Genomic DNA, 14,665 nt, shown 5'->3' with positions numbered 1-14,665 from the left:
GAAGGGGCTCGAGTGAGCGTTCCCGCTCCGGGGCGGCTGGCAGGGCGCGTGGCGGTCGTGACAGGCGCCGGCGACGGCATCGGGCGCGGCGTCGCGCGCCGGTTCGCCGCCGAGGGCGCCCGCGTCCTCGTGGCGGAGCTGAACGCCGAGTCCGGCGCGGCGGTCGCGCGCGAGCTGGCCGACGAGTTCGGCGCCGAGGCGCGGTTCGTCCGGACGGACGTGACCGACAAGGCGCAGGTCCACGGCATGGTCGCGGCGGCCGTCGAGGCGTGGGGCGCGGTCGACGTCCTGGTCAACAACGCCTGGGGCGCCGGGACGGTGAGCCGCGTCGAGACCAAGACCGACGAGCAGCTCGCCCGCGGCTTCGCGATGGGCTACTACGGCCCGCTGTGGGCGATGCAGGCCGCGTTCCCCCACATGAAGGAGCGCGGGTGGGGGCGCGTCATCAACATGTGCTCGCTGAACGGGGTCAACGCCCACATGGGGACCCTGGAGTACAACTCGGCCAAGGAGGCCCTCCGGACGCTGACGCGCACGGCCGCCCGCGAGTGGGCGCCCACCGGCGTCGTCGTCAACGCGATCTGCCCGGGCGCCAAGAGCGCGGCGTTCCGGCGGATGGCGTCCGAGCACCCGGAGATCGAGGCCGCGGCCGACCGCGCCAACCCGATGGGCCGCCTCGGCGACCCGGAGACCGACATCGCACCGGTGGCGGTGTTCCTCGCGTCCGAGGACGCCCGCTACCTGACCGGCAACACCCTGTTCGCGGACGGCGGCGCGCACATCAACGGCGTCGCCTGGACCCCGGACCTGGACGGAGAGCAATGATCGACACCTATGGCCCGTGGGCCGTCATCGCCGGCGGCTCGGAGGGGGTCGGCGCCGCGTTCGCACACCGCCTCGCCGACGCGGGCCTGAACCTCGTGCTGATCGCCCGCAAGCCGGGCCCGCTGGCGGAGACCGCCGCCGCGGTCCGGGCGAAGGGGGTGGAGGTCCGCACGGTGGAGCTGGACCTGGTCTCCCCCGACCCGCTGGCGAAGGTCCGCGAGGTCACCGACGGCCTGGACGTCGGCCTGATGATCTTCAACGCGGGCGCGAACAGCTACGGCCACGAGTTCGTCACCGGCGACCTGGAGCGCTTCCAGGACGTCATCGACCTGAACATCACCGCGCAGCTCGCGTTCACCCACCACTTCGGCGCGCTGATGAAGGAGCGGGGCCGCGGCGGCCTGCTGCTCGTCGGCTCCCTCGCCGGGTACATGGGCCAGGCGCAGATCAGCATCTACTCCGCCGTCAAGGCGTTCGGCCGCGTCTTCGCCGAGGGCCTGTGGCTGGAGATGCGCGAGCACGGGGTGGACGTCCTCGAACTCGTCCTCGGGGTGACCCGCACCCCGGCGATGGAACGTGCCGGCCTCAACATGGACATGCCGGGCCTGAACGTCGCCGACCCCGACGACATCGCCCGCGAGGGCCTGGAGCACCTCAAGGACGGCCCGGTCTGGGTCGCGGGCGGCAACTACGAGGCGGCGCAGAAGCGCGCGGGCTTCCCCCGCGACCGCAAGGTCCTCGGTGCCCACGAGGCGATGAAGCGCATGCTCCCCGCCCCGTCCTAACGCCCCGCCCTAACGGCGCGTCCTAACGCCGCGCCCTAACGGCGCAGTCCGGCCATGATCGCCTGGAGGACGCCGGCCGCCTCGTCCCGTGCCGTGGCCGGGTCGGGGGCGGCGCCGGCGGTCATGGCCGCCTCGCACAGGGCGCTGAACAGCAGCCGCGTGAGCATGTCGAGCGCGCCGACGGCGAGTTCGCCGGCCGCCGCGAGGTCGTCCAGGAGCGCGCGGAGAGCGGGCAGCCCCAGTTCCGCGTCCAGCTCGCGGCACCGGTCGGCGCCCAGCGCCGCAGGGGCCTGCTGGAGGAGGGAGCGGTGCGCGGCGTCGGCGACCGTCCCGTCCAGGTAGGCGTCGAGGGACGCCATGAGCCGCTCCCACGGGTCGTCGTGCCGTGCCGCCGCGGCGGCGACCGCCTCGACCAGCCGGGCCTGCCCGTCGGTGAACACCGCCTCGAACAGGTGGGCCTTGTCGGTGAAGTGGTAGTACACCGACCCCTTGCTGACGCGCGCCGCCTCCGCCACGTCGTCGATCGTGGCGGCGGCGAAGCCCCGCTCGGTGAACAGCTCCCGCGCGGCCTGGAGCACCGCGCCCCGGGTGAGTTCCCGGTTCTCGGCACGACGCCTCTTGACGGACATGCCGACCAGAATACAGTTTCTGACCATGAGTCAGTTTTCGACTGCCAGTCAGCTCCCGGCCGCGTTCCCCGCCGTGTTCGCCGAGGGATGGGCGCTGCCCAAGCCGGACGGCTTCCTCGGTCATTTCCGCCCGCTCATCCACGATGAGGCGGTCTTCACCCAGCCGCTGTTCCCCGACGCGCGCGGGCCCGGAGAGGTCGAGGGCATGTTCCGGCGGCTGTTCGCCCTCTTCCCCGACATGGGGCTGACCGTCCGGAACAGCGCGGTGGAGGGCGGCACCGTGTTCATCGAGTCCGCCTGCACCGCGACCCTCGGGCGCAAGCCCGTCCGATTCCGGGTCTGCGACCGGTTCACCATCGCCGATGGGACGATCCGGGCCCGCGCCTCCTACTCCGACCCGCTGCCCGTTCTGCTGACCGGGCTCCGCCGCCCGTCCTCCTGGCCGCGCCTGCTCCGCGCCCGGATGCCTTGACCTCAAGATTGGTTGAGGTTCTAGCGTCGTCCCTGAGACCACTGAGCTTTGCTACCGCTGAAGGGGACGCCATGAAGGCCATGGGATTCGAGGAGCCGGGCGGGCCGGACGTGCTGAAGCCGCTGGAACTGCCGGTGCCGGAGCCGGGACCGGGTGAGGTGCGGGTCCGGGTGCGGGCCGCCGGGGTGCAGCCGTACGACCTGGCCGTCCGGGAGGGCTGGTCGCCGCCCGGGACGCCGGAGGGCTTCCCGCGCGTGCCCGGCAACGAGTTCGCGGGCATCGTCGACGCGGTCGGTCCGGACGCCGCCGGTCCGGACGCCGCCGGTTCGGACGTCGCCGGCATGCGGCCCGGTGACGAGGTGCTCGGCAACTGCCGCCTGAACGCCTACGCCGAGTACGTGGTCGTCCCGGCGTCGGCGCTCGCGGCCAAGCCCGCGAGCATGCCGTGGGACGTGGCGGGCGGCTTCCCCGCCGCGGTCATGACCCCGCACATCGCCCTGGAGGTGATGGAGGTCGGACCGGGCGACACGCTGCTCGTCCATGCGGCGGCGGGTGCGGTCGGGACGGTGGCCGTGCAGCTCGCCCGCATCGCCGGGGCGGCGGTCATCGGCACCGCGAGCGAGGCCAACCACGACTACCTACGCTCCATCGGCGCGACACCGGTCGCCTACGGGGACGGCCTGGAGGAGCGCGTGCGGGCGCTCGCACCGGACGGTGTCGACGCCGCGCTCGACGGCGCCGGCGGGCACGCCCTCGACGTGTCGCTCGCCCTCGTCAAGGACCGCGACCGCATCATCACGCTGGTCGACCACGGGCGCGCCGCCGAGCTGGGCGTCCGGACGACCCCGGACCGGCGCTCGGCGTCCCGCGTCGCCGAGGCCGCCCGCTTCTACGACGAGGGCCGCCTCCGCATCCACGTGCGGGCGGCGTTCCCGCTCGACCGGGCGGCCGACGCCCACCGCGAGGTCGCCACCGGCCACGGCCGCGGCAAGGTCGTCCTCCTGACCTGACCGGCGGCAGGGGCCCAGGGGCGGCGTCGCGCTCCTGGGTCAGCCGCCGTCCTCGACACCGGTCACGCCGAACCGGCCCGACGCCTCCAGTTCACGCTGGGCGGCCAGCCCGCGGCGCCGCATTCGGTTCATGCGATCTGGTCAGACGATGCGGGTGCAGAGTGTGCGGCCGCGGATCTCCCAGTCGACCCTTCTGCCGCCGGGCGGGCAGGACGAGGCATTCGTGTAGGCGGTGATGCGGAGGACGTGTTCGTAGGGGTCCGGGGCCGACTTCCCGCACGGCCACGAGGTCATCAGGTCACCGTTGCTGATGGCGACCGTGTTCTCCTCCGCGCCCTTGTTGGCGAGGAAGCATTCGCCGACGCGGAACTGGCGCTGCACGCACAGGGCGATCTCGTCGTCATCATCCTCGCCATGGCTCCACCACAGTTCGCCGTCCAGTTCACCGCGCCCGCCTCTGCGGCATTCGCTATGGTCGCGGACCACCTTGAACACCTTCAGGTAGGCGTCCGAACGGCCGCAGTCGACCACGCGCGGCTTGGACCTGCTCCACTCGCCGGACGGGCGATCGTAGACGTCCAGGCAGTCGCCCCGCGAGATCTTCTCGAACGCCTTGCGGACGGGGTCGGGCTTGGTGGAGGCGCTGTCGGACGGGGTCGGGGTCGCGGACGGCTCGGGCGTCGGCGTCGCGGGAGGGGTCGGGGACGTGGCGCTCGTGGCGGCGGCGTCGCGGGCGGTCGGCGACTCCCCGCCGTTCCCGAGGGCCCAGCCGGCGAGGGCGATCAGCAGGACGCCCGCCACCGCCGCCGCGGCCGCGGCCAGCGCGGGCTTCGGCCGGACGGACCGCGGGATCTGCTGAATCCGCGGGATCTGCGGAATCCCCGGGATCTGCGGAATCCGCGGCCCGGCGCCCGGCGGGGGCGCCAGTACCTCGGTCTCCGCCACCCGCGTGGCGATCATGGTGGCGACGGGCTCCGGGAGCGACGGGTCCTCGTCCTGGCCGAGCGCGACCTGGACGATCGCGGAGCATCGGTCGAGGAACTCGTCCGGGCCGGGCCGTTCGGCCGGGTCCTTCGCCAGGCCGGCCGCGACCAGCGGGAGCAGCGGCTCCGGCACGCCGGTCAGGTCGGGCTCCTCGTTGACGACGCGGTAGCCGAGGGCCTCGATCGGGCCGTCGCCGAACGGCCGCCGACCGGTCGCGGCGAACGCCAGCACGGCGGCCAGGCAGAACACGTCGCCGGCCGGCCCGACCTCGCGGCCCCGGAGCTGCTCGGGCGACATGAACCCGGGCGTGCCGACCGTGCCGGTCCGGGTGGTCTGCGAGGTGGCGTCGAGCGCGCGGGCGATGCCGAAGTCGATGATGCGGGGGCCGTCCGGGGCGAGCAGCACGTTGCCGGGCTTGAGGTCCCGGTGGACGACGCCCCGCTCGTGGATCGCCATCAGCCCCTCGGCGAGGCCCGCGCCGAGGCTCGCGACCGCCGCTGTGGAGAACGCGCCGTGCTCGGTGACGGCCTCGTGCAGCGACGGGCCCGCGATGTACTCGGTCACGAGCCAGGGCGGATCGGCCTCGGTGTCGGCATCCACCACCTGCACGGTGTGGATGCCCCCGACGCGCCGCACCGCCGCGGCCTCCGCCTCGAAGCGCCGCCGGAACTCCGCGTCCTCGGCGAGGTGGGGGTGGATCACCTTGACCGCGACCGTCCGCCCGCCCTTCGAGCGGCCCAGGTAGACGCGGCCCATGCCGCCCGCTCCCAGCCGCGCCAGCAGCCGGTACTCGCCGACCTTCTTCGGGTCGGCCGCCTGGAGCGGTTTCAGTTTCTCGCTCGACACCCGCACGCCCTCCGCCCGCTGTTGATCAAGTCGAACTTTTTCATACGCGGGCGGGTTTGTGCCTTAGGTCAGTCCGTCAGCTCGTAGGTGCCGTCGCGGTACTCGTAGACGGGGTCGGTGGTGTTCCAGGCCGCTTCGCGGAGCGCGCGCTTGATGACCTTGTTGGTGGGGGTTCGGGGCAGGGCGTCCGTCAGGCGGATGTAGCGGGGCGTCCACTTCGTGCCGAGGTCCGGTTGGGCCGCCAGGAAGGCGGTGAAGGACGCGGGGTCGAAGGTGCGGCCCTCGGCGAGCGTCACGGCGGCCATCACCTGGTCGCCCACGTGCGGGTCCGGGACGGCGTAGACGGCGACGTCGGTGAAGGGCTCGTAGCGGGACAGCAGGCGCTCGACGGGGGCGGCGGCGAAGTTCTCGCCGTCCACGCGCAGCCACTCGTCGTCGCGGCCGGCGAAGTACCAGTAGCCGTCCTCGTCGCGGTAGGCGAGGTCGCCCGACCAGGTCCAGCCGTTGCGGACGCGCTTCGCCGTCGCCTCGGGGTTGTTGTAGTAGCCCTCGAACTTGCCCGCGCCCCTGGTGTCGACGATCTCGCCGATGGCCTCGTCGGCGTTCAGCAGCGTGCCGTTCTCGTCGAACTTGGCGCGCGGGCACTCCTGGAGGGTCTCCGGGTCGATGACGAGGGTGCCGGCCTCGGCGACGCCCAGCGAGCCCGGGGGCGTGCCGGGGACGCGGTTGAGCCGGATCTCCCCCTCGCTGGACCCGTAGGAGTCGATCACCCGGCAGCCGAAGCGGCGCGCGAACTCGGCGATGTCGCGCTCGTTCGCCTCGTTGCCGAACGCGATGCGCAGCGGGTTGTCGGCGTCGTCCGGCCGCTCCGGGGTGGCCAGGATGTAGTTGAGGGGCTTGCCGACGTAGTTGAAGAACGTGACGCCGTGGCGGCGGACGTCCGGGAGGAAGCCCGACGCGGAGAACTTGCGGCGCAGCACGATCCGGCCGCCCGTCGCGACGGCGGGCGCGATGCCGGCCATCAGGGCGTTGGAGTGGAACATCGGCATGACGACGTAGAAGACGTCGTCGCGGGTGAGCGAGCGGCGGTCGCGCTGCTGGACGGCGATCCGGCCGAGCCTGCCCTGCGAGCAGATGACCGCCTTGGGGGCCGAGGTCGTGCCCGAGGTGAAGACCAGGGAGAAGATCGTCTCCGGGGGGACGGCGGCGAGCGGCGCGGGCTCGGCGGCGGCGAGGCGGTCGCGGTAGCCGGGCGCGTCGACGCTCAGCACCGGCATTTCGGCCAGCGCCGGAGTGTCGGCGAGGCCGTCCAGCAGCGGCGCGCGGGATGCCTCGGTGACCAGCAGCGCGCAGTCGGTGTGGGCGATGTCGCGGGCCAGTTCGGCGCCCCGGCGGGTCGGGTTCAGCTCGACGACCGGGATCCCGGCGAGCGCCAGGCCGAGTAGCCAGAAGAGGTGCTCGGGGCCGTTCTCCAGGAACAGCCCGACATGGCCGCCGGGCTCGCCGCGGAGGCCGACGCCTCCGGCGAGACCCGCGCGGCGCCGGGACTCGGCGACCACCTCGCGCCACGTCCAGGAGTCGTCCTCGAAGTTCAGGGCCGTGCGGTCGTCTCCGGCGCGGGCCGCGACCAGCTCCGCGAACGCGGTCTCGCGGCCTGGGCGGTCGTCGCCCAGGACGGCGGTCTTCTGCTGCTCCACGCGACCACGGTGGCCACCGGGGACGCCGGACTGTGACCCAGATCCCACTGAGCGGGACCGGCGGGCTGCCGAATGCGGACTGTCCTGTTTATCTCGTTCCGGCCCGACGTAAAGGCACAGGAGGATCGTGAAGACTTCCGGGAAGAGCCGCGCCGCCGGGCTCCTCGCCGTCGCGGTGATGGCGTCGGCGTGCGCGTGGCAGAGCGGCGGCGACGGCCGGGACGCCGGCGCCGGGAAGCCCGCCGAGTACACCGTCGGCATGATCGGCGACGCCGCGGGCGGCAAGCCCGCCGACGGCGGCACCCTGACGTTCGCGGCCTACGCCGAGGCCGGGCTGCTCGACCCCGCCGAGACGATCGTCGCGGGATCGACGGGCGGCGTCGAGATGGCCGCGATCTACGACGTGCTGATGCGGTGGGACGGCAAGACCGGGGAGCTCCATCCGCAGCTCGCCGAGGATCTGAAGGCGAACGGCGACGGCACCGAGTTCACGCTCCGCCTCCGCGACGGCGTCACGTTCAGCGACGGGACCACCCTCGACGCGCAGGCCGTGAAGTGGAGCATCGAGCGCTACGTGAAGAAGGGCGCCGACGAAGCGGCGCTCTGGAAGAACAACGTCAAGGCCATGGAGACGCCGGACGAGCGGACCGTGGTGTTCAAGCTCGCCCAGAAGTGGCCGACGTTCCCGTACATGCTCACCACCGGGCCCGGGATGATCGTCGCGAAGTCGTCCGACGCGAAGGGGAAGTTCACCCCGGTCGGCGCGGGCGCGTTCACCTTCGAGAGCTACAAGCCGAAGGAGGAGACCGTCCTCAAGGCGCGGGCCGGCTACTGGGGCGGCAAGCCGCACCTGGACCGCATCCGGCTGGTCTACGTCGACGACCCGAACGCCGCGCTGGACACGCTGAACACCGGGCGCATCCAGTCCGCGTTCCTGCGCGACCCGCTCGTCGTCCAGAAGGCGCTGAAGGCCGGCAGGCACGGCTACCTCAGCATGGTCGCGCTCGGCAACGTCGCCGTCATCAACGCGACCCCCGGGCATCCGGGCGCGGACCCGCGCGTCCGCAAGGCCATGCACTACGCGATGGAGCCCGAGGTCATCTACCGGCGCGCCTACCCCGGGACGGGTCTCGCGAGCAACGCGCTGTTCCCCGAGTTCTCGGTCTGGCACACCGGCGTGAAGCCCCTCCCCTACGACCCGGACAAGGCCCGCGAGCTGCTGAAGCAGGCGAAGGCGGACGGCTACGACGGCAAGGTCACCTGGCTGGACGCCCAGGACCCCGCGTCCCGGACGACGGCGCTCGCCGCCAAGGCGATGCTGGAGAACGTCGGCTTCGACGTCGAACTCGACCTGGTCCGCTCGATCGCCGACCAGATCACGAAGGTCTCGGTCCGCAAGAGCTACGACGTGGCGGGCTGGGGCATCAGCTGGCGCGAGGCGGGCCCGTTCGGCCGCATGTACGCGACGCTGCACGCCAAGGGCAACCTCACGGTCGGGATGGCGACGACGCCGAAGATGTCCGCGCTGATCGAGGAGCTGCGGAGCGCCGGGACGCAGGAGGAGCAGCGCGCCGTGATGGGCCGCGTCCAGGCGCAGTGGAACGAGGACGTCCCCGCGCTGGTGTTCGGCCCGCAGCCCGAACTCGTCGCCTGGACGGACGACGTGCACGGCGTCGTCGGCACCGTCAACAGCATGGTCCTGCTTGATGACGCCTGGCTGGCCAAGGGCTGAGGGAGACCGAGATGGCGCGTGATCTGGTGCGGCGGCTCATCGAGCTGGTCCTGGTCCTGCTGATCGTCAGCATGGGCACGTTCGCGCTGGTGGACCTGATGCCGGGCGACCCCGCGGTGGTGGTGCTCGGCGAGGGCCACACGGCGGCGGAGTACGCGGCGCAGCGGGACGCGATGGGGCTGACCGACCCGCTGCCCGTCCGGTACGGGACCTGGCTGGGGGACGCGCTGACCGGCGACCTCGGCACCTCGTTCGTCCCGCCGAACAGCGAGGTCGCCGACCGGGTCGCGGCGGCGCTGCCGGTGAGCGCGGAGCTGGCGGTCCTCGCGATGCTGCTGGCGCTGCTGCTCGCGGTGCCGCTGGCGATGTGGTCGGCGTACCGGGCCGGCGGCCTCGTCGACCGGATCGTCAGCGCCGGGACGTTCGGGATCCTGTCGGTGCCGAGCTTCCTCGCCGGCATGCTGCTGATCGCGCTGTTCGCCGAGCGGCTCGGCTGGTTCCCCCGGCTGGAGTGGGCGCGGCTCAGCGACGGGCTCGGCGACAACCTCTACCACGCGTTCCTCCCGGCGCTGACGATCGCGCTGATGGAGACGGCGACGTTCACCCGCGTGCTGCGCGGCGACCTCATCACGACGCTGCAGGAGGACTTCATCCTGTCGGCGAAGGCGAAGGGGATGACCCCGCTGCACGTGCTCGTCCGCGACGCGCTGCGCCCCTCGTCGTTCTCGCTGATCACGCTGCTGGGGATCAGCCTGGGCCGGCTCATCGGCAGCACGGTGATCGTGGAGTACCTGTTCGCGCTGCCCGGCATGGGCACGCTGATCATCGGTGCGGCGGACGCCGGCGACGTGCCGATGGTGCAGGGCGCGGTGCTCGTGATCGCACTGATCTACGTGCTGGTGAACGCGCTCATCGATCTGTCCTACGGCCGGCTCGACCCACGAATCAGGCGGGCACATGTCTGACATCTCCCTGGCCCCGGCCGCGTCGCGGCCGGCGGGCCGCTGGTGGGGCGGGGCCCTGGCCGTCGCCGGGCTCGCCGTGTTCGGGCTGTCGGTGACGGTCCTCGCGGGCGACGGCTGGACGCAGGCCGCCGCAGTCGTCGCGGGCCTCGTCGCCGCCTACGCCGGGCTGAACGCGGCCGGGCGCGACCTGTTCGGCGCCTCCTTCGACCTCATGTTCTGGCTGTGCGCGGTGTGGCTGGTCCTGCTGGTCGGGGCGGCGATCGCGGCGCCGGTGCTGCCGCTCGGCGAGCACCAGGACATCGTGAAGACCCTCGGGTCGCCCGGCATGGCCGTCCCGGACCTGTCCACCTCCCACCCGCTCGGCACCAACAACTTCGGCCTCGACCAGCTCTCCCGCGTCGTGTACGGGGCGCGGTCGTCGCTGGTGGTGTCGCTCGGCGCGGTCGCGATCGGCATGGTCGTCGGCGGGACGATCGGGATCGTCGCCGGCTACACCGGCCGGGCCACGGACGCGGGCGTCGGGGTGCTGACGAACGCGCTGCTCGCCGTCCCGCCGCTGATCCTGCTGATCGCGCTCGGCACGGTGCTGGAGCCGAACCTGCGCAATATCTCGGTGGCGCTGTCGCTGCTGGCGATCCCCAGCATGATCCGGATGGCGCGGGCGAGCACGCTGGCGTTCGCGCAGCGCGAGTTCGTCACGGCGGCAGAGGCGATCGGCGCGTCCCGGTGGCGGATCATGACGCGGGAGCTGCTGCCGAACGTGGTGCTGCCGCTCGCGTCGTACGGCATGGTGATGGTGTCGGTGCTGATCGTCGCCGAGGCGTCGCTGAGCTTCCTCGGCCTCGGCGTCCAGCCGCCCGCGCCGTCCTGGGGCAACATGATCGCGGAGGGCGAGCAGAACGACGCCTTCACCGAGTACCCGCACATCGTGCTGGTGCCCGGGATCACGCTCTTCCTGACCGTCTTCGCGTTCAACCTCATCGGCGAGAAGGCCCGCAAGCGCTGGGACCCCCGCCAGGCGAAGCTCTAGGGAGCCGACATGAACGACAGCCCCCTCCTCACGGTCGAGGACCTGCGCACCGAGATCCGCACCGCCCGGGGACCGCTCAAGGCGGTGGACGGCGTGTCCTTCACCGTCCGCCCCGGGGAGATGTTCGGCATCGTCGGCGAGTCGGGCTCCGGCAAGTCGGTGCTCGGCCGCACGGTCATGGGCCTGTACACCTCCGGGCCGGACATGGCGGTGTCGGGCCGGGTCGTGCTGGCCGGAAAGGACGTCCACGCGCTGTCCGCCGCCGAGCGCCGCCGGCTGTGGCGGTCGGAGGTCGGGATGGTCTTCCAGGACCCGTCGACCGCGCTGAACCCCGTGAAGAAGGTCGGCCGGCACCTCACCGAGGGCATGCGGGGCCTGTCGCGCGCCGCCGCCCGCGACCGGGCCGAGGAACTGCTGCGGCTGGTCGGCATCCCCGAGCCGCGCCGCCGCCTCGGCCAGTACCCGCACGAGCTGTCCGGCGGCATGCGGCAGCGCGTCGTGATCGCCGTCGCGCTGGCCGGCGAGCCGTCGCTGCTGATCGCGGACGAGCCGACGACCGCGCTGGACGTCACCGTGCAGAAGCAGATCCTCGACCTGCTCGGCCGGCTCCAGGCCGAGCTCGGCACGGCGATCGTGCTGATCAGCCACAACCTCGCGGTCGTCGCCGGGCGCGCCGACCGGGTCGCGGTCATGTACGCGGGACGGCTCGCGGAGCTGGCCCCCGCCGGGTCGCTGTTCGGCGGGCCCCGCCACCCCTACACCGAGGCGCTGCTGGCGTCCGTGCCGCGCCTGGCCGACCCGCCGCACTCCCCGCTCCAGGCGATCGACGGCGCCCCGCCGAACATGGCGGAGCCGCCGCCCGGCTGCCGCTTCGCGCCCCGCTGCCGGTACGCGACGGCGGCCTGCGCGGCCGCCCCCGACCTCGTCGCGGACGGCGGCCACGCCGTCGCCTGCCACCACCCCGTCAGCATCGGAGGCGCCTGATGGCCGGCACCGGAACCACCCACCTGCGCGAGGGCGACCGCGTCCTGTCCGTCGAGGACCTCGTCGTCGAGTTCCCGGCCAGCCGCGGCCGGACCGTGCACGCCGTCTCCGGCATCAGCTTCGACCTGCTGGACGGCGAGACGCTCGGCATCCTCGGGGAGTCGGGCTGCGGCAAGTCCAGCGCGGGCCGCGCGGTGATGCAGCTCCCGCCGCCCACCGCCGGGTCGGTGAGGCTGAACGGCACGGAGCTGACCGGCCTCGGCCGGTCCGCGCTGCGCGAGCGGCGCCGCCGGATGCAGATGATCCTGCAGAACCCCGTCGCCGCGCTGAACCCGCGCCGCAAGGTCGCCGACCTCGTCGCCGAGGGGCCGGTGGTGTGGGGCGGCAAGCCCGACCGGGCGAAGGTCGAGGCGGCGCTGGAGGCGGTCGGCCTCGACCCGGTGACCGTCTGGGACCGCCGCCCGCACGAGCTGTCCGGCGGCCAGTGCCAGCGGGTCTGCATCGCCCGCGCGCTGCTGCTCGACCCGCAGGTGCTGATCTGCGACGAGCCGGTGTCCAGCCTGGACGTGTCGGTGCAGGCGCAGATCCTCAACCTGCTGGAGGCGACCCGGGAGCGGCTCGGCCTCAGCATGATCTTCATCGCGCACGACCTCGCGGTGGTGAAGAACGTCAGCGACCGCATCATGGTGATGTACCTGGGGAAGGTGTGCGAGGTCGTCCCGTCCGGCACCCTGGCCGGGTCGGCGCTGCACCCCTACACCCGGCTGCTGCTCGCCTCGGTCCCCGACGCCCCGCAGGACGCGGCGGAGGAGGAGCAGGCGGAACTGCCGTCCCCGATCGCCCCACCGAGCGGCTGCCGCTTCCGTACCCGCTGCCCCCTCGCCACCGACCGGTGCGCGAAGGAGGAGCCGAAACTACGCCAGACCGCCGACGGCCACCACGTCGCCTGCCACATGGTCTAACGCCACACCTGCATCCACCTTCGCGCGTCCGCGCCCTCCGTCACGCCATCCGGTAGGCGATCCAAGCACGACCCGCCCGCGCCGCTTTGGCGCGAAAGCCGCGTGCTTTCTCTGGTCCGTGCATGGCCTTGTACTCGCGGAACATGGTCCACAGCGCTCCCAGCCCAGTGACGGCATCCGCTGGAGCCGCCCTCCAAGCAGGGTGTGCGGAGACAAGGGCTTCCGCTTGCGCGGGGCTGTGTCCGGCCTCGATCAGCCGGGGGACGAGCAGCGCGGCATCGATCCAAGCCTGCCCCCGACATGCGAACGACCAGTCGATGACATGGACCCTCTGGCCGACGACGAGGAGGTTCCCACTGTGCAGGTCATAATGCAGCAGCGTCTCCCCCCTCAGAGACTCCAGGGACAACCCCTCAAGAGCCTTCGCGTACATGCCCCACGAGGCACCGCGCAGGTTCTTGTCCAGCAGGGCACCAGCGGTCTTCCGAAGCACATCCAGATTGACCGAGACGCAGGGCAGTTCGCCGCCCGGTCCCCCAAGTCGTGAAAGGGCATCGACCACGCCGGGCAGATCCGGAGACCCGGGCGAGAGGTCGGCGTTCCTCGCACCGTCGATGAACTCGAAGACCAGCAGAACCCAACCGCCGACCTCGGCACACCACAGCATCCGAGGGGCCGGAACGGTCGGCGCGAGCGCGAGATTCGCCGCCCGCTCGCATCCATAGAGGCGGGCGGCGGGCTCCCCGGCGGCAATCCCCTTGAGGAAGACGCTGCCGCCGCCCTCGATCTGAAGCCTCGCAGCGATCCCCGGCATGATCCCGCGCTCCGCGGCCTCGGCCTTGAGCACCGTCCCACACCGCTCCTCTACGGCGGCCCGCACCTCACCGGGGAGCCCCTCCCACTGAGGGTTCCTCACACTCATTCCGTCCTTGGGGAGTCGTGGCAGCCCTGGTAACACTGGCTGCAGTCACCGGCCGTCTCCCACAGGTCGGGGTCGACGTGCAGCCCAGCCTGTTCCATGGCGGCCACGGTAGCCCTGATAGAGGCTCCTCCACTGCCAGCGTCGCTCGGGTCGTCGGGCGCGTGGTGGATGAATCGGCCGGCAATGCGTTGGCAGAAGTCGGCGTACTCGCGGGTGTGGAGGACGAAGGCGTGCCATCCCACGTCCACGGACTTGGACGGGGCCAGCCCGGCGCCGGGATTGAGAGCACACGCCATCAGGAAGCCCAATGCCTGGTGCAGGACTCGCTCGGCCTCCTCGGTGCTGACGTGCTTCTCGTGAACGATCCGGGCCACCAGCCGCCCGAACAGATCGGGGCTGATCAACCCCTTGGGGTCGGTGACGACCGCGGGTGCCCCCGCTGTCATTCCGGACATGGACTGACTCCTCATCTCGACCGGCGGACGGCGTGTCTCCTGCCGTCCAGTACGTGGAAGCTCGTGACCAGGACGCTAGAAAGCCGTCCGCCGAACGCGCCAGGGACTTGCGTGAGCTTGCACAGAGACTCAGCCTCGATCCACCGATGGTGTATCGAGGTCGATCTCTCGGTCTTTTCGGGAGGACGGTTGAGTTGTCGGCCGCCCGCGGGCAGGGGTGATCGGCTGGTCTGCCCAGCTTTTCCACGTGTTCGGTTCCGGTCGGGCCCGCTCGGGCGGTGGATAACGGCAGGTCAGCGGCTGTCGGGTGGGGCGTGGAGGGTGGTGAACAACTGCCGCCAGGCGTCGGCCCAGGGCCAGTTGCGGG

14 protein-coding genes are annotated in these 14,665 nt (G+C 72.3%); 9 read left to right on the top strand and 5 right to left on the bottom strand.

The window, feature by feature from the left end; genetic code table 11:
* The first annotated feature begins 12 nt into the window (after nucleotides 1–12).
* The gene (locus CHF16_RS34085) at nucleotides 13–825 is read left to right on the top strand and encodes an SDR family NAD(P)-dependent oxidoreductase (RefSeq protein ID WP_089330298.1); all 813 of its coding nucleotides are present in this window, start codon (nucleotides 13–15) and stop codon (nucleotides 823–825) included.
* Complete coding sequence (locus tag CHF16_RS34080) at nucleotides 822–1,610, top strand: SDR family NAD(P)-dependent oxidoreductase (RefSeq protein WP_089330297.1); 789 nt, start codon at nucleotides 822–824, stop codon at nucleotides 1,608–1,610. The genes CHF16_RS34085 and CHF16_RS34080 overlap by 4 nt, the downstream gene beginning before the upstream one ends.
* Nucleotides 1,611–1,645: 35 nt before the next feature.
* Here the strand turns inward: CHF16_RS34080 and CHF16_RS34075 are convergent, their stop codons facing one another.
* Nucleotides 1,646–2,239, bottom strand: coding sequence for a TetR/AcrR family transcriptional regulator (locus tag CHF16_RS34075; RefSeq protein WP_179271834.1), 594 nt, complete (start codon nucleotides 2,237–2,239; stop codon nucleotides 1,646–1,648).
* 25 nt (nucleotides 2,240–2,264) lie between these two features.
* Between CHF16_RS34075 and CHF16_RS34070 the strand changes: the two genes are divergently transcribed.
* On the top strand, nucleotides 2,265–2,711 hold the full coding sequence (locus tag CHF16_RS34070) for a nuclear transport factor 2 family protein (protein WP_179271833.1): 447 nt from the start codon (nucleotides 2,265–2,267) through the stop codon (nucleotides 2,709–2,711).
* Between the two features lie 71 nt (nucleotides 2,712–2,782).
* Nucleotides 2,783–3,721: an NADP-dependent oxidoreductase gene (locus CHF16_RS34065; RefSeq protein ID WP_089330294.1), complete on the top strand. Its 939-nt coding sequence runs from the start codon at nucleotides 2,783–2,785 to the stop codon at nucleotides 3,719–3,721.
* Between the two features lie 141 nt (nucleotides 3,722–3,862).
* Here the strand turns inward: CHF16_RS34065 and CHF16_RS41060 are convergent, their stop codons facing one another.
* Complete coding sequence (locus CHF16_RS41060; RefSeq protein WP_218826977.1) at nucleotides 3,863–5,551, bottom strand: serine/threonine-protein kinase; 1,689 nt, start codon at nucleotides 5,549–5,551, stop codon at nucleotides 3,863–3,865.
* Between the two features lie 68 nt (nucleotides 5,552–5,619).
* Complete coding sequence (locus CHF16_RS34055) at nucleotides 5,620–7,248, bottom strand: AMP-binding protein (protein ID WP_245869701.1); 1,629 nt, start codon at nucleotides 7,246–7,248, stop codon at nucleotides 5,620–5,622.
* A 127-nt stretch (nucleotides 7,249–7,375) separates the two neighbouring features.
* Between CHF16_RS34055 and CHF16_RS34050 the strand changes: the two genes are divergently transcribed.
* Genes CHF16_RS34050 through CHF16_RS34030 form a run of 5 tightly spaced genes read left to right on the top strand, consistent with a single transcriptional unit; the run spans nucleotide 7,376 to nucleotide 12,921 of the window.
* Nucleotides 7,376–8,980 carry an ABC transporter substrate-binding protein gene (locus CHF16_RS34050; RefSeq protein ID WP_245869700.1) on the top strand — a complete coding sequence of 535 codons (1,605 nt, stop codon included), beginning with the start codon at nucleotides 7,376–7,378 and terminating at the stop codon, nucleotides 8,978–8,980.
* Nucleotides 8,981–8,991: 11 nt separating this feature from the next.
* The gene (locus CHF16_RS34045; protein WP_089330293.1) at nucleotides 8,992–9,945 is read left to right on the top strand and encodes an ABC transporter permease; all 954 of its coding nucleotides are present in this window, start codon (nucleotides 8,992–8,994) and stop codon (nucleotides 9,943–9,945) included.
* Nucleotides 9,938–10,975 (top strand): ABC transporter permease, encoded by a 1,038-nt coding sequence (locus CHF16_RS34040; RefSeq protein ID WP_089330292.1) that lies wholly within the window; start codon nucleotides 9,938–9,940, stop codon nucleotides 10,973–10,975. The genes CHF16_RS34045 and CHF16_RS34040 overlap by 8 nt, the downstream gene beginning before the upstream one ends.
* Before the next feature lie 9 nt (nucleotides 10,976–10,984).
* Nucleotides 10,985–11,959 carry an ABC transporter ATP-binding protein gene (locus tag CHF16_RS34035; RefSeq protein WP_089330291.1) on the top strand — a complete coding sequence of 325 codons (975 nt, stop codon included), beginning with the start codon at nucleotides 10,985–10,987 and terminating at the stop codon, nucleotides 11,957–11,959.
* A complete protein-coding gene (locus CHF16_RS34030; RefSeq protein WP_089330290.1) occupies nucleotides 11,959–12,921 on the top strand; it encodes an ABC transporter ATP-binding protein in 963 nt (320 codons plus the stop codon). Before CHF16_RS34035 ends, CHF16_RS34030 begins: the two co-directional genes overlap by 1 nt.
* Nucleotides 12,922–12,961: 40 nt before the next feature.
* On the opposite strand, the gene CHF16_RS34025 is transcribed toward CHF16_RS34030, so the two are convergent.
* A complete protein-coding gene (locus CHF16_RS34025) occupies nucleotides 12,962–13,768 on the bottom strand; it encodes a phosphotransferase (protein WP_179271832.1) in 807 nt (268 codons plus the stop codon).
* A gap of 71 nt (nucleotides 13,769–13,839) precedes the next feature.
* The gene (locus tag CHF16_RS34020; protein WP_218826976.1) at nucleotides 13,840–14,298 is read right to left on the bottom strand and encodes a glycine-rich domain-containing protein; all 459 of its coding nucleotides are present in this window, start codon (nucleotides 14,296–14,298) and stop codon (nucleotides 13,840–13,842) included.
* Nucleotides 14,299–14,665 lie beyond the last annotated feature (367 nt).

It is taken from the genome of Actinomadura meyerae, assembly GCF_900188445.1.
Taxonomy (GTDB): Bacteria; Actinomycetota; Actinomycetes; order Streptosporangiales; family Streptosporangiaceae; genus Spirillospora; species Spirillospora meyerae.
The sequence above is the reverse complement of the archived record's forward strand: the minus strand, read 5'-3'. Positions and strand labels throughout refer to the sequence as shown.

Bases quoted from the DNA above. Each gene is read 5' to 3' on its own strand.
- CHF16_RS34020 (WP_218826976.1), bottom strand. From the start codon at position 14,298: ATGTCCGGAATGACAGCGGGGGCACCCGCGGTCGTCACCGACCCCAAG.
- CHF16_RS34030 (WP_089330290.1), top strand. From the start codon at position 11,959: ATGGCCGGCACCGGAACCACCCACCTGCGCGAGGGCGACCGCGTCCTG.
- CHF16_RS34065 (WP_089330294.1), top strand. From the start codon at position 2,783: ATGAAGGCCATGGGATTCGAGGAGCCGGGCGGGCCGGACGTGCTGAAG.
- CHF16_RS34070 (WP_179271833.1), top strand. From the start codon at position 2,265: ATGAGTCAGTTTTCGACTGCCAGTCAGCTCCCGGCCGCGTTCCCCGCC.
- CHF16_RS34075 (WP_179271834.1), bottom strand. From the start codon at position 2,239: ATGTCCGTCAAGAGGCGTCGTGCCGAGAACCGGGAACTCACCCGGGGC.
- CHF16_RS34035 (WP_089330291.1), top strand. From the start codon at position 10,985: ATGAACGACAGCCCCCTCCTCACGGTCGAGGACCTGCGCACCGAGATC.
- CHF16_RS34080 (WP_089330297.1), top strand. From the start codon at position 822: ATGATCGACACCTATGGCCCGTGGGCCGTCATCGCCGGCGGCTCGGAG.
- CHF16_RS34045 (WP_089330293.1), top strand. From the start codon at position 8,992: ATGGCGCGTGATCTGGTGCGGCGGCTCATCGAGCTGGTCCTGGTCCTG.
- CHF16_RS34040 (WP_089330292.1), top strand. From the start codon at position 9,938: ATGTCTGACATCTCCCTGGCCCCGGCCGCGTCGCGGCCGGCGGGCCGC.